The organism is Candidatus Nitrosotalea okcheonensis (assembly GCF_900177045.1).
In the GTDB taxonomy this organism is placed as follows: Archaea; Thermoproteota; Nitrososphaeria; order Nitrososphaerales; family Nitrosopumilaceae; genus Nitrosotalea; species Nitrosotalea okcheonensis.
Map to the genome: position 1 here is coordinate 292206 of NZ_LT841358.1, position 25889 is coordinate 318094.

The following is a 25889-nucleotide window of genomic DNA, read 5'->3' on the forward strand; positions in this document are numbered from 1 at the left end:
TGAAATCTAATGTTACAGGTAACATTGTTCATGAACAATGTATAACAATTCTTTATTTGAAGAATATTGGAGATCATGCGAGATGGATCTAAAGATTTTACTCTTCGTCTCCATCGTTGCGGTGATGGTTTTTCCTCAATATGCTTTTTCCGCCGAACCTGACTCGAACAGTTCTGATACTATAATATCTAATTCTACAATATCTAATTCTACCAATTCCACCATTGTGCCCAAACCAAATATTGTAATTGATTCTACATCAAGTAAAGTTATATCAAATCCTAGCACCTCAAGTCAAGGTTCCCCCATATCGTTAACTGTGAAAGTCATGGACACATCAAACTTGCCAACTACTCCTACAGGTTCTGTAACCTGGAGTGACGGCAACCTTGGCGGTACATTTAGTCCATCTTCGTGTACCATCTCATCCGGCAATTGTACCGTCTCATATGCGCCTCCGGCAAATCATGCTGGTACGATAACAGTAACCTCGAATTATGGCGGGGATACAACGCATTCTGCCAGCACTGGCACATTTGCCTTGACTGTGACGACAATTCATAGTGTCACCACTACCATAACCTCTACCACCAGCTCAAATTCTAAAGTACAATTTACCGCAACGCTTGTTGATACGTCCAACCCTCAAATTGCCCCTACAGGTTCTGTAACCTGGAGTGACGGCAACCTTGGCGGTACATTCAGCCAATCATCATGTATTCTTTCATCCGGCAGTTGTACCGTATCATATACTCCTATTGCAAATTATGGAAGCAACATACTGATAACCACTAGTTATGAAAGTGATGGAACGTTTTCCACCAGCACTGGAACATTCACTCTGATGGTACACCCTCTGCCCAGTACTACTCTTACAGTAACACCAAGTACTGCTACTGTGAACCGCGGATCTCAGGTACGGTTTACTGCTACAGTAGTGGATGTTTCTAAATTGACAACAGTTCAAACTGGCTCTGTAACCTGGAGTGACGGCAACCTTGGCGGTACATTTAGTCCATCTTCGTGTACCCTTTCATCCGGCAGTTGTACAGTATCATATACTCCTACAACTACATCAAACCTAGTAACAGTTACCGGTAGATATGCTACAAATAATGAATATTCTGGCAGTGCTGGTACCTCTATTCTAACAATAACTTCTCTAGCTGATACTACAACAAAAGTCACACCAAGCACTGCTACTATAAATCAAGGATCTCAGATACAGTTTACGGCAATTGTGACTGGTGCATCTAGATCACAAATTGTCCCTACAGGTTCTGTAACCTGGAGTGACGGCAACCTTGGCGGTACATTTAGTCCATCTTCGTGTACCCTCTCATCCGGCAGTTGTACCGTATCATATACAGCACCACTCAATTATGGCGGTACGATAACAATCGCTACTAATTATAATGGAGATGTCGCACACTCTGGCAGCACTGGCACATCTACTTTGGCGCTAGATGTACTGCATAATACCATAACCACTGTTACACCTAATACTGCTACCGTGGCACAGGGATCGAAGGTACAATTTACTGCAACACTTGCAGATGTTTCCATCTCATCAATTGTAACTGGGAACGTGTCATGGAGTGATGGCAACGCAGGGGGTTCATTTGACACTGCCTCATGCACGCTTTCATCTAATGCATGCACTGTATTTTATACACCATCTGCGTCTTCTACAAATGCAGTTACAATCACTGCTACGTATGCAGGAGATAGTGCACACTCTGGTAGTTTTGGTACCGCACAATCTACGATAATCATACTTCCACATTCACTCTTGTTGAGCACTGATCAGTCATACTATGCATACGGTGATGTAGTCACACTCTCTGTAAATCTTCCAGGCCAAAGCTTACAAAGTATTGCAGTTGGGGTGTCAAATCCAAGTGGTGACAATATTATATCCAGGACTATAACTACTGATGAAAACGGTACTGGCTCTTTACAATTCAAGATACCGAATACATATCAAACTGGCGTCTATCGAGATATTGTGAATACAAATGTTGATGGTAGAAACTATACTAATTCAACCGAGTTTAACGTAATAAAATCACGCGGCGTTTCTATTGACTCGGTACAAATCACAAATCAACAAGGAAATCCAGTTTCAGTTCTGCCACAGGGCCAAAATGGATTTGTCAAAGTTTCACTCTCATCGGGAGAAAAAATGCCGGCCCTCTTGACACTCAATCTATTTGATGCAAACCAAAGTAGTCTTGGTACCACATCTATCAAGTCCATCTTAAACCCGGGAACATCTCAAATGACTCTGTCGTTTTTCATACCCTCGAATGTACAGGTGGGAGTAGCAAATGTCTTCACTGATGTGTATTCGGACTGGCCAACTAATGGTGGAACGCCGCTCACTGCAGAGTCTTGTCTTGCAGCAGACCTTCAGGATGTGTCAACACTTCCTGCCTCATACGTTTCATTCGTACCGCATGCATGCACAACTTCTGCCAGCAAGGTGCCTGGAGCTGGAAACGTATTATCCACTGCAATGACAAATAACCAAGCTGAAATTACACTTGGAGTCGTGATTCAAAATGACTCTATGACATTTATGAGTCCTACACAGGCTCATCTTCTTGCACTCGCGTATCAAAATAACACTGGCCAAAATATGATCCACAATTCCATAGGAACAGTAAATGTGAGTCTTAACAGTCTTGGTACTAATGGAACAAGTATCGGAACTATTGGTAATGCTACCAGAATCGGACCTGCACAATTTACAACCTTGGCAGGTCCTAATATTCAAAATAATCCCGTGGCACTGAAAATTTTACAAGAAATCCAAGCATCAAAGAGGCAAGTGGCAAATATACTGGGGAACCAGACAGCAGCACAACTTGATCAGCAGTTGATACTGCAGCAGCGACAGTCTGCTGCCAGTCAACTCAAACAAGACTTATCTGCACTTGCAGTGGCAAGTGCATCCACCACACCCGATGCAGCATATGTCCACTTTCTTACAACCGTGACTGACAACAGGACTCAATCTGTATTTCAAAATGAGTTTAATTTCATGAAACAAAGAATTGCAGTTGCAAATACTGCAATGCAGTCTGTTATTAATGGCGGTGGAAGTCTAGACCAAGCACTTGTCACCTTTAACAAATATGCCACCGTAAACCACGTTCAAATGGTCAGCCTTAACAATGAACTAAATGTTGCATATGGTCTTGCAAACAGCAAAATTCAGTCTTGTTTTAACAATGCGGGACAACTAACGGTCGTAAATGGAGTGAATCCATGTATTGCAAATATTGCAAACAATTCTACCGGACCGACTGGAATCTCAATAGTATCGGTACAACCAACCGACCAGCAAGGAAACCCAGTATCTTTAATCAATAGAGGACAGACAGGATACGTAAAAGTTGTAATTGATTCCAACGCGAGTACACAATCTCTCATAACAGTAAACATCTTTGATTCCAATGTGAGCAGTCTTGGTACTGCATCTGCCCAGTATGCGCTAAGCCCGGGACAATCTGAAGTAATTCTGCCTTATTATGTTCCAGCCCAATCAGGAACTGGACTTGCAAGTGTTTATGCAAATGTATTTACTGACTGGCCAAACAAAGGAGGAACATCACAATCAAATGAATTATCATACTTTGTCGGTCTTTCATGAGGCGAGTCACAACAGGCTCTTGTTTCTTGCGGCGGTTGTGTTACTAGCACTGCAAGTCTCAAATTCGTTTGCTCAGGAGGAGCAGTCCATTGTGATTACCACAAACAAGGCTCATTATGTGCCAGGTGACATTGTTACGTTAAATGGTACGGTGTCAGGACAACCCAACGCACTTGTTGCCTTGCAAATAAAAGACTCGTCTGGAAACTTGATATTAATAAGAACTGTATCGTCTGATCAAAACGGAAATTTTGCGCTCCAGTTCAAACTACCTCCTACTGCAACATCTGGAGATTTCAACATAATTGCCAGCGCAAAAGTAAATGGATTTATTGTAACACAAACCAAGATCATGACTGCAACTGTTCCAGAGTTTGGTCCTATCACAATGCCTTTGTTTGGAGTATCGCTTGTTCTGACAGTTGTCATATTTGCCATGGCAAACAAATCAAAAAACTTGCATTACTAAAAATCTATTACATGTGATGTTGTTACTAGTACATGAATTTTGGTCTTTGTTTTTTGTGCAACATGCATCGAGAACTTGGGATACATTATTCAAAAAAACATGGCAAAATAATTGAAGTCTGTCTTGGCTGTAAATCCAAACTGGCTTGATAAAAAATGGGAAAGTCTGGCCTATCCGTATGTCTTTCCACATGTATTGCATTGCCAGTGGTTTGATATTACCGACCACTGATGTTTGTGTTGTGCCTGAGTCGTCATATTGTTCTCTATTAGATATACAAAGGTAAGCATATAAATTAGAAAGTGATAATATGGTTATCAAGTGAGTTGATGGTAAGTTGAAAGAAGAAGAATGCAAGGTTTTGTTGGATTCTATGAAAGCATGCCCAATTGATAATACTTTTAAAATTATAGGAAGAAAGTTTACCGTACACATTTTACGTAACATGACAAAACTTGGCCAAAGCCGGTTCAACCAGTTTTTGGACTCTGTAGAAGGGATAAACCCAAAAACCTTGTCTGCAAGGCTGCGAGAAATGGAAAAAAATGGCATAATCGAGAAGAGAATCTATGCTGGAACTCCAGTCAAGATAGAGTATGTTGTCACAAAAAAGGGGCTTGCACTAAACCCGATACTTGAATCAATGGCGGCGTTTTCTATGCAATATTGCGCTAAGGATGTATTCAAAGATGGAAAGCCTAGAATCTTGAAAGAAGTCTATTCGAAACCCACCGAAGCTGCATAAATTGTATTTTAATATCACACAAAAACCAAAAAATGACTTACCTCAAGTTAATCTGATATAGTCACACTCACTTGCCATTTTAAATACTTTCAAGTGTATAGTAGATATACAAATGATATCTAATAAAAAACAAGAACTTGTATTTGAAAAAGACAAGACATGCCTACGTGATGGAATATCACATGGGCCACTTGTGACTGATAATGTTCGTGGTGAAATACTGTGTGCAAAATGTGGAACCATTCTTGAAGATAGGGTAGAAGATTCCGGATCAGAACAAAAATTATTCACTGCAGAAGACTATGGAAACAGCACCAGGACTGGACTTGGCTCGGCGCTATCAATTCATGACAAGGGATTGTCTACTGTAATTGGAAATACAGATCGGGATGCATCTGGAAATTCCATTTCTACATACATGAAGTATACATTTAACAGACTACGAACTTGGGATACAAGAAGCAAGTCAAGTTCTGCTGAAAGAAATCTTCGCTCTGCGTTTGTAGTAATGGGGGCAATCCAGCCAAAACTTGAGGTTTCTGATGCTGTAGTCGAACGAGCTGCATATTTGTATCGAAAGGCACTGACTAAAAACATCATTCGAGGAAGAACAATTTCTGGCATGATTCTTTCTGCACTGTATATTGCATGCAGGGAATCTGGAGTTCCAAGGACACTGCAGGATGTTTCAAGTGCAGGAAATGTGTCTTTTAAGAATCTCTCGCGCCACTATAGGATATTTGTCAAAACACTTGATTTGCAAGTAGACTCTCTCAATCCGTCAGAGTTTGTATCAAAGATTGGAACATCTGTAGGTCTTAGTGAAAAGGCACAAAGAGACGCACTTGGTATTATTGAGGATGCCAAGAAAAGAGGGCTTGCAGATGGGAAAAACCCAGTATCGCTTGCAGCTACTGCCCTCTTTTTGTCAGGTATGATAAATGGAGAAAAGGCCACTCAAGACAGCATTGCCAAGGCTTCTGGAATCAGCAGCGTGACTATACGCAATGTAGCAAAGGTGTTCCGAAAGAAGATGGAATTGGGAACATAATGGGAGTAAAGATAATACCGTCTGACGAACACTATCAAAACAAGACTGACTGGCTCACCACCTATCACCATTTCTCATTTGCTGAATACCAGAATCTGGAGAAGATGAACTTTGGACCATTGCGCGTATTCAATGATGATGAAATACAGCCTGGCACAGGATTTGATTTTCATCATCATAGAGACATGGAAATTGTAACCTATGTCATTGATGGAGAACTAGAACACAAAGACAATCAGGGAAATCATGGAATAATATATCCTGGAGAAGTTCAACGAATGACTGCAGGTTCTGGAATAATGCATGCCGAATCAAACAATTCAAAAGAAAAACCACTGCGATTGTTGCAAATGTGGGTGTTTGCAAACAAGAAAGGTCTAATGCCGTCTTGGGAACAAAAAAAATTTACAAAAAAAGAAATGATGGACAAACTTGTACCAGTGATTACTCCTGAAAACAGCAAGGACAATAATACATTACACATACATCAGAATGCAACATTTTACTTGGCATCTCTTACAGCTCAAGGCCAAGTAACACACAAGCTAGGATCTGCAAGACAAGCATACTTGTTTGTAATAGACGGGAAGATAAAATTTGGAAACTATGACATGCAGACAAGAGATGTGGCCATGATATCACAAGAAGACAAAATTAAGATCCAGGCAAAAATTCCAACAGATCTCATACTGATTGATCTGCCAGAACAATATGTAGTCAATGGATGAACAACTGCATTTTTCTAAATGCAAAGAATCTGCACAAAATCATCATGAGATTTATAGTAACTTGTTCAAGCTAAAACAATGCAGTACAAGTGGATAGCACTAACTAACACTACGATGTGCATCTTGATGGCATCACTTGATGCCAACATTCTCATCATTGCACTTCCAAGACTTGTTCCTGATCTACATGTCTCACTTATTGAAACAATATGGATAATTCTCTCATATGGACTTGTTACCACATCTGTTCTGCTCAGCTTTGGCAGACTGGCTGACATGTTTGGAAGGGTAAAACTCTACAACTTTGGCCTGGTGGTTTTTACAATTGCATCATTTCTATGCAGTCTTGCCCAGACTGGAACTGAGTTGATAATATTTCGAATAATTCAGGCCTTGGGCGCTGCCTTTCTGTTCTCTAACAGTGCAGCCATATTGACAGATGCTTTTGATGCAAAGGAAAGAGGCAAAGCTTTAGGGCTTAACCAAATATCTATTGTGATAGGGTCTGCACTGGGCCTGGTACTTGGTGGCATATTGACAGAAACACTGGGTTGGAGAGCAATTTTTTGGGTCAATATCCCTATAGGGATTTTTGCAATTGTTTGGTCACGAGCAAAACTTCGAGAGCTGGGCATTATGACAAAAGGCAAGATAGATTGGACTGGAAATTCAATACTTGTAGCATCACTGGTTCTAATTATGTTTGGAATCACATTTGGTTCTTTACATATAGTAGATTCTCTTGGAGCAATACTTCTTCTAGTCGGAGGGATTAGTCTCTTGGTATTGTTTGTGTATGTTGAATCAAAAACAAAAGAGCCTATGTTTGATCTGGCTCTTTTTAAAATAAAGTTTTTTTCTGCAGGAAATACCACCATATTTCTAAATGCATTGGCAAGAGGCGCATTAGTTTTGATAATGGCATTTTATCTTCAGGGACCATCGATGCGTCTGAGTCCATTTACTGCTGGACTGTATCTGATACCTGTATCATTTACAATTGCAACATTTGGGCCAATAAGTGGATGGCTTTCGGATAGGTATGGTCCTAGGTTGCTTACGGTATCTGGATTGTTATTGTCAGCAGTAGGATTTTTGATATTATCCCAGATTGGATCGAAAACTAGTTTTAATGATCTAATGTTACCTCTTGCATTGGTAGGTGCAGGGATGGGACTGTTCGCATCTCCTAACAGGTCTTCTATAATGAACTCTGTTCCTCCTCAACGACGGGGTGTTGCAGCTGGGATGAGCACTACTCTTGTAACACTTGGAAACATGATCAGTCTTGGAATGTCTTTTGCAATACTTGCCAGCACAGTTCCAATGTCAGATCTTGAATCGATATTTTTGGGCGCTTCAGGTCATGTTGAATCCGCAGATGTTGTATCTAACTTTATGAATTCTGTCCATGTGGTATTTTTCATCTCTACCTTTGTTTTACTGGTATCGATAATACCTGCTGTGCTGAATCGTTCGCAAAAAGAGCATATAATATACTAAATTTTTTCCACATGTGGAAAATTACTACCTAAATGATCTTTAGGTATTCATTAAACATAAAGAACAGTTTTCTATTATGATATAAAATGCACTCAAAAAAGCCAAATGTTTTTGATATCCTGACAACTCGGTTAGGAGATGAATTCCCACAGTTTTCAAGAATTCGTGCTGACTGGGAGTTTGTTCTTACTGAAAAGAAATCAGGAGAGGTAAAAAACACAAAAAAATTCCAAATATTGGTAATTCAAAACGATCTTGAAAAATATCAACATGTTGGAATAATAATTTCTGAACTAAGTAGCGAATATGTACAGCTTCCAGCTCTAGTAGAGAAATTTTTGTCAGAAATAAAAAAGACAATTGAGGTAAATGTGGGTGAAACCCTGGGAGAAAAGAAAATATTTGATATGTCAGGATTACAGTTCACAGGAAATGTCTATCTGTATGCTGACAGACTGCTTGTAGCAGAAGATGCTGTGCAAAAACATTTCAAAAAGAACAACTTGGATCTGCATCTTCGAGTCGAAAAAAGAATCTTGTTCTGAGATAACGTTGTTCTGATATTGCAAAAGACTCTGATAATTACTCTGGATTGATTATTGTTTTTGTAAAACTATGGATTAAATGTAATCTGCCAAACTCTAAATATCAGATGATAAAAACCGAGTGCATGGAAATTATACCAACAGGACGCCTTGAACTCTTGTCCGAAATGGAAGAAAGATACGAGAAAAAAGACAAGGAATACTTTGTTGGCCTATTAGATGACAAAGATTTTGTAATAAGGTGCAGGACAGTCTGCATTCTTGTAGATATGGGTGGAGAAGATGTTGTTCCACATGTGGCAAGCGTATTGAAAAACGACTCTAATGAATTAGTACGACACGAGGCAGCTTTCTCCTTAGGACAAATGTGTCTAAGAAGCGGAATAAAGCCATTGGAAGACGCAACACGAAATGATCCTAGCTTGTTTGTAAGACATGAGGCTGCTGTAGCACTTGGAGTGATTGGCTCTCAAGATGCAAAGGAAACTCTGCAAAAGGCTCTTGAAGACTCTAGTGAGCAGGTAAGGGATTCAGCTGTAGTTGCACTATCTAATTTGAAATTCATGGAAAGTCTTTGTAAGAATGAAAAATTTGCCAAGATGACTGGCGGCTAGATTGGTGTAACAACAGTTCCTTCAGGTGTGGACTTGAAATCATAGATTGCATCAATGTTTGAATTTTCAAATATGTCTGAATCATGTGTGATTATGATGAACTGGGAGATTGCATCAATGTTTGATTCAAATGCTTGCGAAAGTACATTTACAAGTGATTTTCTTCTTTCCTGGTCCAAATGAGTTGTCGGCTCATCAAGTATGATGAAATTCAAGTTTGAAGTTCCCATAAAATGAGCCATTCCAAGACGTAGTGCAAGTGCTACGCTCATCTTCTCTCCTCCACTCAAAGATTCCAAATCTATTTCCAAGTTTCCGGAGTAGCATGTGATGCCTACATCTCTTGACTTGTCTTCTAGCGTGATTCTCTGGATTTTTACATTAAATGTTGAAAGATACTCTGAGGCTTTTTGCGATATCATGTTTAGAGCCCATGAGCGTAGACTTGTGGCAACAGGTCCATCTCGGTTGTAAATCTTACTGCGTATTGCCTCAAGGCCTGTGACATATTGTTTTACTTTATGCAATTCAAGCAATATCTGAGAAATTTTTTCCGCATCTTCCTGACGTATCACTAATTTTGTATTTGTGACAGTAATTTCTTGATCCAGCATGCCTAGCGCTTTTCTTTTTTGTTCCAGCCTTGATTTCAAGTCTCTGAAATGGTTAATGTCAAAGTCCCTCGTCTCATCAACCAACCTAGTTATTGATTTTATCACATCTGTGGAATATTCATCAATTGCATATTGCATGAGATTTCCAGAGTTTATCTCATGGGGAATTCCTTGTGTACTTACCTGTAGTTTTGATATTTCCTCTTCAAGCTTTGTCAAATCCTCATGAGTTTTGATATTGTTTGAAGCCAGAATCCCTTCTGCTTTTATGATTTGCTGTAGTTTTAGATCAAACTCTTTTTTTTTGCTCTGAATAGAGGTGTTTTTCTTTGTAATGTCTTCTTTTTTCTTTTTTAATGCTTCAATCTCAAATGTAATGTATTTCTCATCAAATAACGGATTTAACTTGTCAACGCTAGAATCGCAGACCGGACATTTTCCATCTACCAAGTGAAGTTTGTTTGCAATATCTTGCTGACTCTGTATTATAGTTATTTTTTCTTCTACTTGTTTTAGTTCAGCTTGAATATTATCAATATCTAGTTGAATCTGTTCTGTGTCTGACTCTACTTGCAATTTGACTTTTGTAACTGATAAACTGTTTGAGCAATCTGAAAATTTTTTCTCCTTTTCTACAAGATCTCGTTTCATCTTGACAATAGAGTCTCGTATGTATCTGAGAAGATCTTCTTTTTCTCTCTCTATTTCCTTTATCTTGGTCTCTTTTGGGGTTTCAATTTCAATATCATGCTCTAGTGTAGAAAATTCCTGTTCTCGTAGAATTTTCTCCTCCATGATTTTTTTCTTTTGTGGCTCAAGCACTGATATCTCTTTTAACAACACGTCAATTCGAGCCTGAAGCGTGTCAATATCAGTATCATCATGGCCTAGTCTGGACTTTATTGTTCCTCTAAAACTGTCTATTGTTTTTTTCATGGATTCATATGCAATGTCTAGCTTATCTATCCCAACTATTGCATTGACTAGCTCTTTGAATTTTCTAGGGTCTGCCTCAATTATTGCCTGAAGTTCACCTTGTTGAACTATTGACGCAACCTTGAGCTTTTCAAAGTCTAGTCCAATTAGTGATTCTATTTCCTTTGTCATGGATTCTCCAAATTGCTTGCGCTCTCCAGCTACGAGCGAAACCATTTCGCCGTTTATTTTTTCATAAAGAACTGCTCCCGCTGTTCCCTTGGAGTCAATCTTGCGTACTGCCTCAAATTGTCTGTGTCCTAAGGAAAACTCTACTTTGGAGTATGACTGGTTGCTCCCTCTCCGTAAAAGCCCTTTTGTTGATTTTCTTAGGTGTTCCCCAAATAGGGCAAATGTTATCGCATCAATGATGCTTGATTTGCCAGCACCGTTTTGTCCAACAAATACAGTAACACCTCTGTCAAATGTCAATTTGGTATTCTTGTGTGAAAGGAAATTTTCTATCTCAACTGACTGTAGCATTTTCTACTCCTTTCTTGAATCTCTCAAAATCTTCAATTATTGCCTGCCTTGCCTCCTCTATGTTACCTCTGGATAATAGTGGCAAGAGTTCGTTTATTGCAAAGTTTGCCTTGTCTGTAGAACCAAGCATCTCTTTTGCAATTCTGTACATTTCATCTTCTATCATTAGCGGTTTGTTCACAAATACCGATCCGTTTGATTGTTCCTTTGAAACATGTTTCCAAAAACAACGTAGTGTCTGATCTGTTAGTCTTGAAATTTGAGACTGCATCAATCCTGAATCTAAAATTTCTCCTGTTACATTCAACTCCAATATTGGTTTTCTTGAAAATAATTTTATCTTCTCTGATAACCTGTCTATCTCACTTGAGATGTCTTGTACTGACGTTTTGATGGAAAACTGTGGACGGGTATCAAGTTTTATCCATGTTGGATTGGACTCTTGTCCTGAAATATCTACTTGATAAAATCCCTTTTGTGTCTCTTTTATTCCCTCACTTGACGTAAGTTCGGTGGATCCTGGATATGCTAGTGGTCCTCCCAAATGTGAAAATTGCTTCAACTCTTGTTCATGGAGGTGACCCATTGCATAATATGTAAAATTACTTGGTAGATCTGTGGAGTTTAACTCACCTGCAAACTTGTTAATTTCTGTAATTCCCTGGTGCAAGACTAATATCTTATGCCCTTGATGTTTTTTTGCATCTGCATCAATTTGAGAAAAGTCATCTTCAAACGATTCAATCTCTGCTTTTCTACGCTTGTCAAATCCAGCAATCAAAACATCCTTGTAAATGATTGGCTTGCCGTTTCCGATGTACTTTGAAAACTCTAGATTGTGGTATACCCAGGGAACAGGAGTTGCTCTAATTCTACTGATGTCATGTTCTCCTAGTATAAAGAAAGATTCAATGTTGTTTTTCTTTAGGCGCTTTAAGGCGTTTGCTAAAACAACAATTGCCTTCCCGCTTGGATTTGGGACGTGAAATATGTCTCCTGCAAGTATGATGAAATCTACATGATCTTTTATTGATGTGTCAATTGCCTCATCAAACGCAGTGTACACATCATTTTCACGCTCTTCTGAATGATATTGTACAAAACCAAGATGTGTATCTGATATGTGTGAAAAGATCATCTCAATCTAATAGCAGGTCTTTTTGAATCATTGACTCGGTCGATTCTTTTGCAACTTGTTTGAACTTATCTGTCTGGTTCCACTCTGATACTGCATTCAAATCCGATCCTGATTTTTTACTCTTTACCTCATCCACATGTACAATTGATGGCAAGTTCACCCATTGTCCAATCAAAACAGCATCACCGATATTCAAAGATGAAAGTTGTGATAATAGATCTTTGCTTAGTGATTCTGCAGCCGATGCAATCTGCTGTTGATCATCATCCTGCACTATTTTCATTATTGCAAGTGAACCCATCTGGCTCAATACGTTTGGATCAATGTTTCGCGGTCTTTGAGATACTACTCCCAAACCTATTCCAAATTTGCGACCCTCCCTTGCTACTTTTGATGCCCAGTATTTTGTATCGGTATGTTCGCCCTTTGGAATAAACACATGTGCCTCTTCTATTATTACAAATATTGGTGCAAGAAACTTGTTGTTTCTTTTGCTTGATGTCTTGCCTTTCCTCTCCCAAACTGCATCCTTTCTATGTTGCAACAATTCTTGTAAATAATATGACAGTCCTGCATTTGCCTGTCTCTCGCTGAGCTCCGATATGTTAAGCACATTGACCCTGCCTTCCTTGATTAGATCTACTGGATCTCCACAATCTGGATCTAGTATGTCTGAAAACCTATGTTTTGCGTCATCTATCTTGTCTAAAACCCTACTTGCACTATCTGCATAGCCCTTGACAGTCCGACCAAAAGATGCTGTGCTCTCTTCTAAGGCTTGCCAGAAATCCTTTGACTGCTTCACCGCCTCTGTAAGAGACTCTCGCAATGCTCTTTGTTGCTTGTCTGCATTTTCTCTTAGCTCTATTACTTCTGCTAGCTTGTCTGAAGGTAAAAGTCTGGGGTTTATCTTTGCCAGCATGTAGTTTATCTTTGGCACATCCAAGTTCTCATAATCATTGTGGTAGTCAAAAATAATCAAGGTACCATTTAGTGATGAAACATGTCTTGCAATCAGGGATACAAGATTGCTCTTTCCCATGCCAGTCATTGCAAGTATAGCTAGATGTCTTGATACCATCTTGTTGACATTAATCTTGGCCTCTATGCTAGAGTTTCTCAAAAGAGAGCCAATTCTGATCCACTCTTCTGTTATGGGTCCAAATATTGCACCAAGATCTTTTTGTGTTGCCTCAAGAATTGAGGTACCTGGCAATGGCGGTACTGCTGGCAGAACCATCTGACCGTTTTGTAACTTGTCCAAAAAGCCAAGTATTCCTATCTTTACCTTGTAATTCTTATCTCGTGAATTTATATCTGCGACTTCTTTGCTTTCTACAGCTTCATCAAAATTTCTTACATCTGTTAATGCTTCGCTTGATATTATTGATTTTTCAACAAGACCTAGAATCTGTCCGTCTTGAGAATCAATTATTACATATTCTCCTACCGAAAGCGGCTTTGATGATTGGGCAGTAACATCTGTAGGTCTTGATTCTCCTATTACTACACCTATTGTCAATTCAGCACCTCTCTTGAACCGATTTCATTTCCTAGTCCATATAGGCTAACAAGTCTTGCAAGATCTACACTGGTTATCTTGCAGTTTTCATGTGCAAGCTTTAACGAGTACGGATATCCACCTACACTGTTTTTTGTTATCATGTCAAGAAGTAATTTTATTTCGTTTTCCATGTGGTTTGACCCTAAAAGTTCTATTTTGATTAGTGGAGTGGAATCTCTTAGTCTTGCGTAGACATAGGATACTATTTTGCCAGGTCCCAGGCTGGTATCAACAAATATTTTACTAAAACCAGGCGTCTTGATTGCGTGGTTGTAATAGAAAATATCTCCCGCTATGGAGCCGAGTTTTTCAAATTGTTTTCTTGCAGATGACGTTTTTGATATGAAAATCACATTGTTTCTTTTTTTTATTGCGGATGTGATAGAGTTTCCAAGCGATGTCTGTCTAGTAAGAAATTGTGAATAGAGCGAACCATCTAATGCCACCAAGTCTGCCTTGTCCACTGAATTGATACATGCCTCTACTTCCATCTTACTTGCCTGCATCTCAAGTTCGGGCGCAGGTTGACCGAGTCCCTGTCTGTGATTCTCAGTTATTATCTGGCCGTCTGATTTTACTGATACGCCAGTTACTACCCATAACTCTAGCCCTTGAAACTTTGTACTGTTGTAACTACTGTCTATTCCAGCAATCTCAGCATCTTTTTTCTGAGGGGTATACTCTATCCAGTTTTCCTTGGCTGTTTTGATTATATGATCAAATTTCTCGCCCCTAAAGACGGATCTTACTGCTTCACGCTTCTCTATTGCATCGCGATATACAGCATTGAGCATAAAACACCTTTGCCTACGGAGATAAAATGTTTCTCGTTTGAAATGGATTTGTTCTCAAGCTAGTGCAAATTCAACATAAATCTGACTAGTTAAAATGATGGTACTGTGTAATACATGCATGTTTGAAAACGAAAAAACTTGGATGAGATTTGTAGAAAACAACTCCACTGATGAGTTTCACAAGAACTTTGATAATGCTATAGATAAAGCACAAAAGGATTTTGGAAAGGCATATCCAATGATAGTGGGAGGAAAGGAGATCTTTTCTGATGATGTATTCCAAGTCCGATCCCCTGCAGACAAGAATATTGTATTGGCAAACTTTCCTCTTGCTACAAAGGATGACGTTTTACGTGCAATTGAAACCGCAAGGGAGTCATTTTACAAATGGTCTCTTGTATCATATAAAAAAAGAGTTCAGATATTTCGCGAAGTTGCCGACACCTTCTCTCAAAATAAATTCAGTCTTGCGGCAATCATGAGCTTTGAAAATGGAAAGAACAGACTTGAGGCAATGGGGGATTTGGACGAATCAATAGATTTCATGAGATTTTACGCCGAACAACTTGAAATAAACGAGGGATTTTCAAAAGAAACCAAAAGTGCTTCTCCAAACGAGAAGACAAGGAGTGTTCTAAAACCATATGGAGTCTGGGGAATAATCTCGCCGTTTAATTTTCCTTCTGCAATTGCAATAGGGATGACATCTGGGGCTTTGATCACTGGAAATACTGTCGTCTTAAAGCCGTCAAGCGATGCACCAATATCTGGATTCAAGTTTGTCGAACAAATCTATCACAAACTTCCTCCTGCAACAATAAACTTTGTAACTGGTGCTGGAAGCATAGTTGGAAAAACAATAATTGAAAGCAACATGGTTGATGGCATTGCATTTACTGGCTCAAAAGAGGTGGGAATGACTGGATATTCTACATTTGAAACAACTAAGCCTCGACCATTTATCTCTGAGATGGGAGGGAAAAATCCAACAATAGTTTCCTCCTCATCCGATGTGGAAAAGGCAGTAGATGGTGTCATGCGTGCAGCATTTGGTTTTAGCGGACAAAAATGTAGTGCTTGCTCTAGGGTCTATGTCCAAAAATCTATTGCAAACAAGTTTTTGGAGAGACTTGTTGCAAAGACTAGTGCACTAAAAATTGGCAAACCGTGGGAACGAGATGCATACATTGGGCCTGTCATAAATGATGCAGCAGTAAAAAAATTTCAAAGGGCGGCTGAGATTGCAAAAAAAGATGGTATTATACTGTGTGGAGGCTCACTTGTTTCCGACGAGCAACATAAAGATGGAAACTTTGTTACGCCAACAATTGTAGTCCACCTTCCAAAAGATCACGAGTTGATACGCGAAGAATTATTCTTGCCGTTTCTCTGTGTAGAAGAATTTGAAAACTTTGATGAGGCACTTGTCATGGCAAACAAGAGCAATTATGGATTGACTGCCGGAATTTTCAGCCAAGATAAAAATGAGATTGAAAAGTTTTTTGAAAAAATTGAGGCAGGTGTTACATATGCCAATAGGGCAGCTAGTGCTACCACTGGTGCAATGGTTGGGGCACAACCGTTTGTTGGATGGAAAGACTCTGGGATATCAGGCAAAGGTGCAGGAGGTGTATACTATCTTTTACAATTTCTAAGAGAGCAGACTCAGACCCGATGTGAATGAATAAACGAACTTCCAAGGAGAAGTATATTGCGCTTCCTCTCTCTTAGTCTTCTGATGGAATAAGGAAGCCAGTTGGTGCCATATGGGATGTATTCTGAAACAGAGAACCCCTTTTTTACCAAAATGGGTTTTAGCTCATCGCGTATTCCCTTTAGCATTTGAAATTCAAACTTTCGTTCATGTTTTTTTGATAAATCTGTTGCCAAACCAATTATCCTAGAATCATGTGTTGCAATTGCAAACTCATTTCCATGTTCAAATAAAACGTTCATTAATTTTCTATAGTTTTCATCTACCGCATGTCTTGTTCTGTACGAGTTTATTGAATTTTCATGGTATGCTCCTTTGACAAGGCGAATCTTGGCACCTTTTTTTAAAAGCATGTCCAGATCATCCCAAGTACGTTTTAGATTAGCCTGTATGACTATGCCAAGTCTCTCGTATTTTTCAAAGAGCATACTGTATATTTTGAATGTAACATCAGTGTATTCTGATGATTCCATGTCTATCCAAACAAAAGACTGGAACTGTAGGGCTTTTTCTATTATAGTGTCAAGATTTGAAATGCATTCTTTTGCACTGATGGCAAGTCCCACCTGAGTCGGCTTTATGGATAATCCTCCAGTTATCTTTGATCTCCGCAAGTTTGAAACAAGTGTTAGATAATCTGAAACCGTCTGGCTAACCTGTGCTTTGGATGTGATGTGTTCACCTAACTTGTTCAAGATTGCATTCATTCCGTTCATGTTTGCCTGATGTGCAGACTTGAGTGCATCATTCATTGTATCTCCTGCTATCCACTGCTTTGCTATCTTGAACAAAACCTTCTCAATTAGTACAGACTTGTGTTTTTCCAATTTACCTAATTTGTATGACTTGTTTTGATAATTCAATATTTTGCTAGTACAAAACCTGATAACAGATTTAATGAGGACGGGTTGTTCTAAAATTTAGATTGAAGCGAGTTGGATTACTTGGTTGTGGAGCAATAGGATCAGAGATCGCATTTGCAATAGACTCTGGAAAGATTTCTGCGAAACTCACTCACATTTATGATTTTTCAAAAGACAATTCCAAAAAACTTGTTGACAAGTTGCAAAACAAACCTGTCGTGACAGAAAATGTCGGCCTGCTTGCTGCATCTCCGGTAGATCTGATAATAGAGGCGGCATCACAAGATGCAGTAAGAGATGACATACTGAGCATACTGCAAAATAGGAAAGACGTGATGATAATGAGTGTAGGTGCACTGTTGGATGAATCAATATTTGATATTGTCATGGATGGCTGCAGGGATTTCAATAAACGCGTCTATCTACCATCTGGTGCGATAATAGGACTTGATGGAATTAGGGCTGTTCAGGATGAACTTGACTTGGTAACTTTGGTTACTACAAAAAACCCACGAGCACTCAAAGGTGCCAAGTTTTTTGAGACGTCAACGATTGACCCTGATAAAATCACCACATCTGTTGTAATCTATGAAGGAAATGCGCAAGAAGCAGTAAAACTATTTCCAGCAAACATCAATGTTGCTGCACTTCTTAGTCTTGCAGGAATTGGTAGCGAAAAGACTAGGGTAAAGATAATTGCAGACCCATGTGCCAGCAAGAACACCCACGAGATATATGCTGAGGGAAAATTTGGAAAGTTTTCAATAAAGGTAGAAAATGTACCCAGCCCAAGCAATCCAAAAACAAGCAGGCTTGCAACCCTTGCTGCAATAGAATGCCTCAAAAAGATTTGCGGTACTCCCTTGAACATAGGCACCTGAATGGTAAATTTTGCCGTCTGGATCAATATTGCCCGATAAATTTGTCAATATCATGACGCTTTAAAGATGAATCAATACTAATTAGTTTGTACATGAATATCAAATCTGAAATATTAAAGCTCAAAAAAGAAAAAGACGTACTAATACTTGCTCACAACTATCAGCTCCCAGATGTACAAGATATTGCAGACTATGTTGGAGATTCGCTAGGACTTTCAAGACAGGCTGCAAAGACTGCCCAAAAGACAATCCTCTTCTGCGGGGTTCACTTTATGGCAGAAACTGCTGCGATAACATGTCCTGATAAAACAGTATTAATTCCAGACCTCGGGGCTGGATGCTCACTTGCAGATACCATAAATGCAGAAGAGTTGAGAAAATGGAAATCAGAGCATCCAAAAGCAATCACTGTAGGATATGTCAATACATCTGCCGAAGTAAAGGCAGAGCTTGATTATTGTTGCACTTCATCTAACGCTGTAAATGTTGTAAAATCTATTCCTGAAGACAAGGAGATTCTCTTTTTACCAGACATGTTCCTTGGTTCTTATGTTGCAAAGATGACCAACAGGAATAACATGTTCATCTGGGCAGGAGAATGTCATGTTCATGCCGGCATTCGTTCACAGGATGTACAGGAAAAACTCCGAGAACACGCAAATGCTGAATTTTTGGTACATCCGGAATGCAGTTGTACATCTTCAGTAATGTATGATGTGGCATCGGGTGACTATGGTTCAAGACAAGTTCAGATATTGTCAACCGAAGGAATGATGAATCATGCCAAAAACTCCCAATCAAAGGAATTTGTGGTGGCAACAGAGACTGGAATATTGTATAAAATGCAAAAACAAAATCCTGACAAAAAATTTATTCCCATGTCTGAAAATGCGATATGCCGATACATGAAGATGATAACACTGGAAAAAGTATATGCGTCATTGCAAGAAAACAAGTATCAAGTAAAAGTTCCAAAAAACATTGCAGACAAGGCTCATCTTGCAATAGAACGTATGCTGGCGATTAGTTAACTTCAAGACTAAGATCAAGGCCTATGACTGAGCTTGTCAGTCTTCCGATGGATATCATGTCTACACCTGATCTTGCATATTGTGCTACGTTTGAGTAATTTATTCCGCCTGACGCCTCTATCTTTACTCTGTCCCGTAGGTGAAGGCGTTTGAGTTCCTGGATTGTCTCTCTTATCTTTGACGGCGGCATGTTGTCTAGCATGATTATCTGTACACCTTCAGTTGCTGCCGTAATTGCATCCTTTAGGCGCTCTACTTCTACCTCGATTTTCTTGTGCTTTTGTCTTGCACGCTTGATCAAATCTAAAAGAGAGTCTGATGCCGCAATGTGGTTGTCCTTTATCATGATCATCTGGTCTAGAGACATCCTATGTCTATGTCCGCCACCAATAGCTACTGCATCCTTGTCAAAAATCCTAAGACCGGGTGCTGTCTTTCGCGTGGAATATAGCCCAACTTTGGGATTTGCAGCACGGATTTTTTTTACATATTGGTTAGTCTGATTTGCAATGCCGCTCATCCTTGACATTAAATTCAATGCTGTCCTTTCACAAGATAATATTTGATATGTGCCGCCTGAAATTGTCATTATCTTTTGGTCTGGGATTACAGTTTGCCCGTCTTTTTTGTGTATTGTAACCTTGCAGCCTCTTGATGAAAAAATCTCTCTTGCATACAAAACGCCTGCCACTATGCCACTTTCACGAGATACTATGGTTGCAGTAATTTTTTTTCTTACAAGTAATTTGCTTGTAATATCACCACTTTTGATATCTTCCTCAAGAAATCTTTCTAGCTGTTTTTTTGCACTTGTTTGCAACCTATGTTACCTTGAGTGCATACTTGCCTTTCTCTTTTATTCCTAGAGACTTGGCAACAAGAGAATTTGTTGGATCTACAACAAGAACTGAACTACTCCAGTCTGGACTAAGGTCTGATGACTTGCATATTGGACATACTTTCCCTACTGTGACAAACTTACATTTGCGACAAGCCAACTCTCGTACCAATTCTTATCACTTGGACTCCGCTGGTTTCTTTTTGTCTGAAGATGCTGCAGCAGCTGCTGGATTTTTGGATTTCTTGATCTCCTCTTCAATCCACTCGTCTGCACCAAGAAATGGTTGTCTGCAGGTGATGCCAACCTTCATGGCTGCTGTCTTGCCAATTGATACTGCTGTGATTCTTGCACGGAGTGTTGTTCCAATCTTCATTGTTCTTCCACTCTGGTTTGCAAGGATCATGCCAGACTTGACATCGCTCTTGAGATAATCATCCATTATTTGTGACAAGTGTAACAATGCATCTGTTGCACCAATTCTGACAAACGCTCCAAAGTCTGTAATCTCGACAATTTCTCCACGGACAATTTCCTGGAGTTTTGGTGAAAATGTTAATGCTGTGAATTCTACTCTGTGATACGTTCCGCCATCGCCTGCAATTACTTTGCCCATTTTTTCTACCTTGGTTTCAAGTATCATTATGACATAGCCAAGCTCTGGGTTTATCATGCTCTCATATTTTTCACGTAGGATGGTGATTGCGGCCTTTTTGAGGGATTCGCCAAATAGTTTAGGAGGTATTCTAACTACATCAGTAAGGGTCGATATAGAAAACATCCATAAATCGACATAAAATTTGAATTTATGAATCTTTGGATAACTTGAATGTTGTCTTTGTAGTATGTTTGATGGTACTATCAAATCATGCGATGAAAATCCGATCTCTTGACTTGATCACATCGACTCGATAGTTACTGGTTCACCACGTTTTGTCATCAACACTTTACATGTGAATCCCGTCTGGTACCACCAGTGTGTCTCAAAGCAATATGTACACGCACCATGAAAATGCCATGAATAGAGTTTGGAATCTAGGCGTAATCTGTGATACCTTAGTCCAAACTTGGATGAGATGTTTTCTTCAATGCAGTCCCTTACTTATGTTTAAATATTGTATTCGGGATTTTTTACTTTATGGTTTCAGTTGATCAAGTACTTTCTACTCTTGCCACTGTGATTGATCCTGATCTAAAAAAAGACATTGTCTCAATGGGGATGATAAAAGACATTGAAATCAACGGAAACGATTTAAAATTTACACTAGAGCTTACCACTCCAGCTTGTCCTTTTAATGATGAAATAGAACAAGATGTACGAAACGCAATCTCCAAGATGAAGGAGATATCAAAATTTGATCTCAAGGTTACTGCCAAGGTTATGGAAGGAAGATCACTTAGCATGGACGAGATGTTGCCAACAGTCAAGAACATAATAGGTGTTGCAAGCGGAAAAGGAGGAGTAGGTAAAACAACTGTCTCTGTCAACTTGGCACTAGCATTGGCCCAGACTGGTGCAAAAGTTGGACTGCTTGATGCAGATATCTATGGTCCAAGCGTTCCTCTAATGCTTGGAATGGGAAAATCCGCAATGGAGGTTGATAATAATAAATTACAACCTGCTGAATCACATGGACTCAAAGTTGTATCGTTTGGCTTTTTTGCAGAGCAATCTCATCAAGCAGCAATTTACAGGGGACCGATAATTTCTGGAATTTTAAAGCAATTTCTTGTCGATACTAACTGGTCAGATCTTGATTATCTTATCGTAGATCTTCCGCCTGGGACTGGAGATATTCCTCTTACACTTGCACAAACAATTCCAATCACAGGAATTGTAGTTGTTACAACTCCACAGGATGTTGCAAGTAATATAGCTGTCAAGGCATTTGGAATGTTTCAAAAGCTAAACATTCCTATCATGGGGGTCATAGAAAACATGAGCTACTTTAGATGTCCAAACTGTGCTACTGATCATTACATTTTTGGAAAAGAGGGTGCAAAAAGAATGAGTGAGAAACACGACCTTCCATTCTTGGGGGCAATTCCGCTCAATCCTGGCATAATGGAGGGTTCTGATAGTGGAAGGCCCGTACTTGTAACAGATCCAAATTCTACAATGTCTCAGGCATTCATGGTTGTAGCAAAGAATGTGGCAGCAAGATGCAGTGTTCTTGCATCCCAGCTAAGTGATGAAATGAAAGCTGAGGTAGCAACTCAAAAATAGTTGAAAATAAAGGTAAATCGTGCATCTTCCTGAAAACCTGCGGTCTGGGCTAAAAAAACCACTTGGACTGCTCATTGAAGATCATAAAGTAACTAGATCTAGTGTTTCAAACAACATGCCAAAAGACGCATTTGTAATCACTGTAGGTGATGCCACTACTGAAAAGATGATATCGTTTGGTTTCAACCCGTCTCTGCAAATTGTAGATTCTTTGGAAAAGAGAAACAAGAGGGACTTGCCAGGGGGATATGTGAAAACAATTCTCGAGTGTAAAAATCCTGCCGCAGAGATTACAGAAGACAGCATTTCCACAATTCGTCAAGCGTTTAACATGACCCCGCCTGTGCGAATAATTGTCGATGGGGAGGAGGACTTGCTTGTTCTTCCAGTTGCAGCTTATGCACCTGATAACGCAGTAATCTTGTATGGTCAACCAAATGAAGGGCTGGTTCTTGTAGTATTGACAGAGAAGGTAAGAAATAAGGCTAAATCTATAATGAGTTCAATGAATTAATGTGGGGAATGAGGAGACGGTGGCTGTATGATTTGTGATTAAACTAATGATTTCTGACCCTGCTTACTACTTTTCTGGTTGAAACGAAAAAATCCACTACTACCAATACGAATTTTGACAACATCAATTAAACTTGGAATTGTCGTCTCTGATTTTATGAAGCTAGACCATGATCTGCGTTTTAAGATACTTGAAAAAGTGGGAATTTACTCTGCAAGATTTAGTATATCTGAACCTCAGATACTCTTAACAACAAAAGAGGTTCTTGCTATGCCAAAGGCAGTAACTGAGGGAAGGCGAACATCTGCATACAAATATCTCGGAGTCTCGTACATTCAGGACAATGTTGTTTTTGTTAATGTACGAAAGATCCAGGATGAAAAAATGCTGGAAAATACCATTGTGCACGAGCTAATCCATATGAGGTTTCCATACATGAGTCATGGAAGAAGATTCAACAAGATGGTAAGGAGAGGCCTTGCAGGCTGGACGTTTAAACCATATTCGAAAAGGCGTTGAAAAGGCTATTTTTCTTCAACGACTGTGGTCATGTCAAGCTTGTCTATCTGTGACACTATGGTGTTCTTCATCAACTCTCCGTGCTGGGAACAAAACCTGAAAAATCCGTCTACCGTCTCAAAGCAGCCACATATCCACTTTGTTTGTATGTCTCCCTCTACAGTTAATCTGTTGTAATTGCTTTTTTTTGCCATGGCATGATGCTATATGCATCACGCTAAAAAGAGTTTTTAAAAATAGTAATTGAATTAAAAAATTGAGATTAGATCTTACGGACAGCCTTCCATCTTTTGGATGAAGTAGCCTTTCTTTTGGATCTCGTTGGCAATTGGTTCTGGTGCACCTTGTGAGTGGCAGAATTGGCATTCTTCGGTTGAAACCTTTGACTCGGCTTCTCCTATAGTCTTGAGCCATTCTTTTGCATACTGGATTGCCTTTTGGTGATCCTTCTGGCTTGTAATGACATCAAAATGCATTGTATGGCCATCCTTTGCCTCTACGTATGTATCATATACGTGAATTTCCATGATTGATATTCGAAAAAAGGGATATTTAATCTAATTTGGACAAGTTTTTAACATGATTGGCATAGCAGGCGATCGGAAATGGGTTTTCACATGAAATGCATCTTTACCGCGTCTCTAAAACTTCATATTTTTAATGAATTTGGTGTGTATTTCTGGACACTTTTTGAGAGACTAGGGGCATTTCTTGGTTCTCTAGTTGTATATCCCGATCTTCTAAATATCATCAGTAAATCCTTTTACGCAAGTTCATGCCATTAATTGCCGTTGTGGGGCGCTAAAACCGAACTAAAATGCAAGGACTGCGACACTATTTTTACAGATAAAGAACATTTTGAACGACACAAAAAAGTTCACAAAAAATAGGTCACAATACCTTTACGGGAATCTCGATGATAATCCCTGAATTGTAAATATACGCCTTGAATTCGTCATTTATGTTTGAGAATATGATCCATGGTACAGGATTGATTTCCATGTATTTCTTGTCTGTCAACGAAGGATATGGAACTGAGACTGGATGGGAATGAAATATCCCGCTGACATCTAACGCCATCTTCTCCGCACTGCTATATGCTGCTATTAGCTCTTCGCTTGAAATGGTAAAATTTGCTGGTGCCTGGTCGATATTTTTTGTAAGAAAAATTTCTTTTATTGTAACCTGGTAATTTACATTGTTGCCAAACAAAATTGCACATGCTTCATTTGGAGAATTTTGTTCTGAGTGTTTTTTCAATGTCTCTATTTGATTCTTTGAGAAAATTATTACCTTTATTGTCATCCTACTGTTACTTTTCCAGTCATCCATGGGTGGACTGTACAAAAGTATGATGTAGTGCCAGCAGTGTTAAACACCTGCTGGAATGTTTTTCCTGGTTTGATAAGGCCCGAGTCGAACAGTCCGCCAGGGGATGAATCGCTAGGGTTGCCACTGGTAACCGTATGTGCTACACTGTCTGCATTTGTCCAAACTACTGTTGTTCCGGCTTTTACTTTGCTCTCTTGTGGGTCAAAGTATTTCTGGCCTGCAGCTTGTTTTGAAGCACCACTTGAGATGGTTACATTTGCAAACATTGGGGCTGTTATGGTTATGCTTCCTGACATTATTGGATGAACAGTACACAGATACTGGTATGTTGTGGCGTTGAGTTTTGATGTATCAAGACGGAATGTTTTACCTGCTGATATTATTCCAGAATCCCACGTTGTACCATCTGCACTTGTCACAGTGTGACCTACTTTGTCGTCATTCTTCCATTCTATGATGTCTCCCTTGGGGACTGATACAGAATTGGGGATGAAGCTTGGATTGCCCTTTATTGATGCGTTTGCAGGAATGTCAATTGATATGACCGGTACATTTGAAGTGGGTGCTGTTGCGTTTGTCGCATTTTCTGATATTGAGTTGAGATGAAACTGTGCACCTGGTCCAATAAAACCAAATACTGTGTAAGAGCCTATTGCTACTACCATTGCCGCAATGAATATTGTCGCTACTGGTTTGAAGTGTTTTGGCATCTTCATTGAGAAAAAGGCAAGAACTATTGTTGGTATCACGATGATTAATAGCAATCCGACAAATACTGTCAATGATGTGATTACCTTGTTCAAGCTCAGGGCATATGTTGCAACAGATCCTGCAATGCCAAAGATTACAAGCGTAGTTGCCTTGGCACGTGGGCTAGTCGATACACCGCCACTTAGAATTCCTGCTGACAAGAAGACCAAGCCGATAAACAAGGTTAAACCTGAAAGAGCCTGCATTCCTGTAAGAAAGGTGTTTGCAATGCCCAGATATGATAAAATCACTCCTGCTAGACCAATCGCTGATAGTCCCATTCCTGGCATCATGAGGTCCCAGTCACTCATTTGTGGTTGTTCCATGAAATGACATACT

The 25889-nt window shown here is 39.4% G+C and carries 26 protein-coding genes; 14 read left to right on the forward strand and 12 right to left on the reverse strand.

From position 1 onward, the window contains the following. Window positions 1-82 precede the first annotated feature (82 nt). The 8 genes from BQ3481_RS01830 to BQ3481_RS01865 all read left to right on the forward strand — a co-directional run bounded on the left by BQ3481_RS01830 (window position 83) and on the right by BQ3481_RS01865 (window position 9313). Window positions 83-3658: a beta strand repeat-containing protein gene (locus BQ3481_RS01830; protein WP_157926709.1), complete on the forward strand. Its 3576-nt coding sequence runs from the start codon at window positions 83-85 to the stop codon at window positions 3656-3658. Then, a complete protein-coding gene (locus BQ3481_RS01835; protein WP_157926710.1) occupies window positions 3627-4127 on the forward strand; it encodes a hypothetical protein in 501 nt (166 codons plus the stop codon). Before BQ3481_RS01830 ends, BQ3481_RS01835 begins: the two co-directional genes overlap by 32 nt. Window positions 4128-4464: 337 nt before the next feature. Beyond that, the gene (locus BQ3481_RS01840; protein ID WP_231911828.1) at window positions 4465-4872 is read left to right on the forward strand and encodes a winged helix-turn-helix transcriptional regulator; all 408 of its coding nucleotides are present in this window, start codon (window positions 4465-4467) and stop codon (window positions 4870-4872) included. 112 nt (window positions 4873-4984) lie between these two features. Beyond that, entirely contained in the window at window positions 4985-5923 is a 939-nt protein-coding gene (locus BQ3481_RS01845; RefSeq protein ID WP_157926711.1) for a transcription initiation factor IIB, read from the forward strand. Continuing rightward, the gene (locus BQ3481_RS01850) at window positions 5923-6651 is read left to right on the forward strand and encodes a pirin family protein (RefSeq protein ID WP_157926712.1); all 729 of its coding nucleotides are present in this window, start codon (window positions 5923-5925) and stop codon (window positions 6649-6651) included. Before BQ3481_RS01845 ends, BQ3481_RS01850 begins: the two co-directional genes overlap by 1 nt. Window positions 6652-6729: 78 nt before the next feature. Further along, the gene (locus tag BQ3481_RS01855) at window positions 6730-8154 is read left to right on the forward strand and encodes an MFS transporter (protein ID WP_157926713.1); all 1425 of its coding nucleotides are present in this window, start codon (window positions 6730-6732) and stop codon (window positions 8152-8154) included. A gap of 86 nt (window positions 8155-8240) precedes the next feature. Then, on the forward strand, window positions 8241-8699 hold the full coding sequence (locus BQ3481_RS01860) for a hypothetical protein (protein ID WP_157926714.1): 459 nt from the start codon (window positions 8241-8243) through the stop codon (window positions 8697-8699). Between the two features lie 125 nt (window positions 8700-8824). After that, window positions 8825-9313, forward strand: a complete 489-nt coding sequence (locus BQ3481_RS01865; RefSeq protein WP_157926715.1) for a HEAT repeat domain-containing protein — start codon at window positions 8825-8827, stop codon at window positions 9311-9313. Here the strand turns inward: BQ3481_RS01865 and BQ3481_RS01870 are convergent. The 4 genes from BQ3481_RS01870 to BQ3481_RS01885 are packed head-to-tail and all read right to left on the reverse strand — an operon-like array spanning window position 9310 to window position 14881. After that, the gene (locus BQ3481_RS01870) at window positions 9310-11385 is read right to left on the reverse strand and encodes an AAA family ATPase (protein WP_157926716.1); all 2076 of its coding nucleotides are present in this window, start codon (window positions 11383-11385) and stop codon (window positions 9310-9312) included. The two genes, BQ3481_RS01865 and BQ3481_RS01870, sit on opposite strands and share 4 nt — an antisense overlap. Beyond that, on the reverse strand, window positions 11369-12523 hold the full coding sequence (locus tag BQ3481_RS01875; RefSeq protein WP_157926717.1) for a metallophosphoesterase family protein: 1155 nt from the start codon (window positions 12521-12523) through the stop codon (window positions 11369-11371). Before BQ3481_RS01875 ends, BQ3481_RS01870 begins: the two co-directional genes overlap by 17 nt. A gap of 1 nt (window position 12524) precedes the next feature. Then, window positions 12525-14045, reverse strand: coding sequence for an ATP-binding protein (locus BQ3481_RS01880; RefSeq protein WP_157926718.1), 1521 nt, complete (start codon window positions 14043-14045; stop codon window positions 12525-12527). Next, window positions 14042-14881: a DNA double-strand break repair nuclease NurA gene (locus BQ3481_RS01885; protein ID WP_157926719.1), complete on the reverse strand. Its 840-nt coding sequence runs from the start codon at window positions 14879-14881 to the stop codon at window positions 14042-14044. Before BQ3481_RS01885 ends, BQ3481_RS01880 begins: the two co-directional genes overlap by 4 nt. 118 nt (window positions 14882-14999) lie before the next feature. Between BQ3481_RS01885 and BQ3481_RS01890 the strand changes: the two genes are divergently transcribed. Then, window positions 15000-16565, forward strand: a complete 1566-nt coding sequence (locus tag BQ3481_RS01890) for an aldehyde dehydrogenase family protein (protein ID WP_157926720.1) — start codon at window positions 15000-15002, stop codon at window positions 16563-16565. Here the strand turns inward: BQ3481_RS01890 and BQ3481_RS01895 are convergent. Next, window positions 16547-17458 (reverse strand): proline dehydrogenase family protein, encoded by a 912-nt coding sequence (locus tag BQ3481_RS01895; RefSeq protein WP_231911829.1) that lies wholly within the window; start codon window positions 17456-17458, stop codon window positions 16547-16549. The two genes, BQ3481_RS01890 and BQ3481_RS01895, sit on opposite strands and share 19 nt — an antisense overlap. A 62-nt stretch (window positions 17459-17520) precedes the next feature. On the opposite strand from BQ3481_RS01895, the gene BQ3481_RS01900 reads away from it, so the two are divergent. Together BQ3481_RS01900 and nadA are read left to right on the forward strand one after the other, a co-directional pair. Further along, window positions 17521-18339: an aspartate dehydrogenase gene (locus BQ3481_RS01900; protein WP_157926721.1), complete on the forward strand. Its 819-nt coding sequence runs from the start codon at window positions 17521-17523 to the stop codon at window positions 18337-18339. 92 nt (window positions 18340-18431) lie between these two features. Beyond that, on the forward strand, window positions 18432-19370 hold the full coding sequence (gene nadA / locus BQ3481_RS01905) for a quinolinate synthase NadA (RefSeq protein ID WP_157926722.1): 939 nt from the start codon (window positions 18432-18434) through the stop codon (window positions 19368-19370). On the opposite strand, the gene nadC is transcribed toward nadA, so the two are convergent. The 3 genes from nadC to BQ3481_RS01920 are packed head-to-tail and all read right to left on the reverse strand — an operon-like array spanning window position 19363 to window position 20989. Continuing rightward, entirely contained in the window at window positions 19363-20190 is an 828-nt protein-coding gene (gene nadC / locus BQ3481_RS01910; RefSeq protein ID WP_157926723.1) for a carboxylating nicotinate-nucleotide diphosphorylase, read from the reverse strand. The genes nadA and nadC overlap by 8 nt on opposite strands. Window position 20191: 1 nt before the next feature. Further along, window positions 20192-20380, reverse strand: a complete 189-nt coding sequence (spt4, locus tag BQ3481_RS01915; protein ID WP_148694018.1) for a transcription elongation factor subunit Spt4 — start codon at window positions 20378-20380, stop codon at window positions 20192-20194. Window positions 20381-20386: 6 nt separating this feature from the next. Beyond that, on the reverse strand, window positions 20387-20989 hold the full coding sequence (locus BQ3481_RS01920) for a DNA-directed RNA polymerase (protein ID WP_157926724.1): 603 nt from the start codon (window positions 20987-20989) through the stop codon (window positions 20387-20389). A gap of 357 nt (window positions 20990-21346) precedes the next feature. Here BQ3481_RS01920 and BQ3481_RS01925 point away from each other — a divergent pair, with 357 nt between their 5' ends. From BQ3481_RS01925 to BQ3481_RS01935, 3 genes are all read left to right on the forward strand, one after another. Further along, window positions 21347-22435 carry an Mrp/NBP35 family ATP-binding protein gene (locus tag BQ3481_RS01925; RefSeq protein ID WP_157926725.1) on the forward strand — a complete coding sequence of 363 codons (1089 nt, stop codon included), beginning with the start codon at window positions 21347-21349 and terminating at the stop codon, window positions 22433-22435. Between the two features lie 19 nt (window positions 22436-22454). Next, complete coding sequence (locus BQ3481_RS01930; RefSeq protein WP_157926726.1) at window positions 22455-22949, forward strand: GTP-dependent dephospho-CoA kinase family protein; 495 nt, start codon at window positions 22455-22457, stop codon at window positions 22947-22949. A 156-nt stretch (window positions 22950-23105) separates the two neighbouring features. Beyond that, window positions 23106-23468: a hypothetical protein gene (locus BQ3481_RS01935; protein ID WP_157928427.1), complete on the forward strand. Its 363-nt coding sequence runs from the start codon at window positions 23106-23108 to the stop codon at window positions 23466-23468. A gap of 5 nt (window positions 23469-23473) precedes the next feature. Here BQ3481_RS01935 and BQ3481_RS01940 read toward each other — a convergent pair whose 3' ends face one another. The 4 genes from BQ3481_RS01940 to BQ3481_RS01960 form a co-directional block, all read right to left on the reverse strand. Continuing rightward, window positions 23474-23662 (reverse strand): hypothetical protein, encoded by a 189-nt coding sequence (locus BQ3481_RS01940; RefSeq protein WP_157926727.1) that lies wholly within the window; start codon window positions 23660-23662, stop codon window positions 23474-23476. Window positions 23663-23737: 75 nt separating this feature from the next. Then, window positions 23738-23995: a DUF2024 family protein gene (locus BQ3481_RS01945; RefSeq protein ID WP_157926728.1), complete on the reverse strand. Its 258-nt coding sequence runs from the start codon at window positions 23993-23995 to the stop codon at window positions 23738-23740. A gap of 364 nt (window positions 23996-24359) precedes the next feature. Further along, entirely contained in the window at window positions 24360-24773 is a 414-nt protein-coding gene (locus tag BQ3481_RS01955) for a Mov34/MPN/PAD-1 family protein (protein WP_231911830.1), read from the reverse strand. Beyond that, window positions 24770-25861 (reverse strand): cupredoxin domain-containing protein, encoded by a 1092-nt coding sequence (locus BQ3481_RS01960; RefSeq protein ID WP_157928429.1) that lies wholly within the window; start codon window positions 25859-25861, stop codon window positions 24770-24772. The genes BQ3481_RS01955 and BQ3481_RS01960 overlap by 4 nt, the downstream gene beginning before the upstream one ends. Between the last annotated feature and the right edge of the window lie 28 nt (window positions 25862-25889).